Source organism: Acidisoma silvae, from assembly GCF_020618775.1.
GTDB classification, from domain to species: Bacteria; Pseudomonadota; Alphaproteobacteria; order Acetobacterales; family Acetobacteraceae; genus Acidisoma; species Acidisoma silvae.
Genome location: NZ_JAESVB010000078.1, coordinates 1 through 569, shown reverse-complemented (window position 1 = coordinate 569; position 569 = coordinate 1). Strand labels below are relative to the sequence as shown.

Annotated in this window: 1 protein-coding gene; it reads right to left on the bottom strand. The window is 62.4% G+C overall.

Annotated features, from left to right (window positions below):
- Positions 1–569, bottom strand: a 569-nt coding sequence (locus ASILVAE211_RS25885; RefSeq protein ID WP_227324222.1) for a transposase family protein, incomplete at both ends; no start/stop codon positions are given.

Genomic DNA, 569 nt, shown 5'->3' with positions numbered 1-569 from the left:
ACGGCTTCCCGCCACGCCGTGATGGGCGGCTTGCCGAGACTGCTATGGAGGGTGTGGTGGTAGACGCCGGCAATTTGATGCACGAGCCAGGTCTCCAGTTCATCCAGGCTGAGAACGGCGGTTCCCTCCGGATCGTCGCCACGTTCGGCGACACTACGGCCTGTCGCGCCTGGCAAGATGCGAAGAGCGCCCATCATCGTGCCGATCAGCCGCTCGATGTGGCCACCGAAATGAGGCGTTGCCGGCGGCCTATAATCAATCTCAATGCCATATTGGCTGGCCCCGCGGCGCAAGGCCTGAGAACGGAACTCCTTAGCATTATCGAGGTGAAGACGCTGCGGCAGGCCGGATACCGGCCAGTCAAGGTCGACCCCCCTCCCCGCCAGATATCGATCCTTCGGCAAGACCACTTGGCTCAGCACCAAGGCCACGGCAACCGCAGACGGCTTGTCTAGACTTAGGTGGAAGCCCACTACCATGCGGGTCGCGACATCGATCGCAAGCGTCAGCCAGGGCCTACCAAGAGAGCGTCGGTCAGACTCCGTGACAACCACGACGTCGGCAAGCGT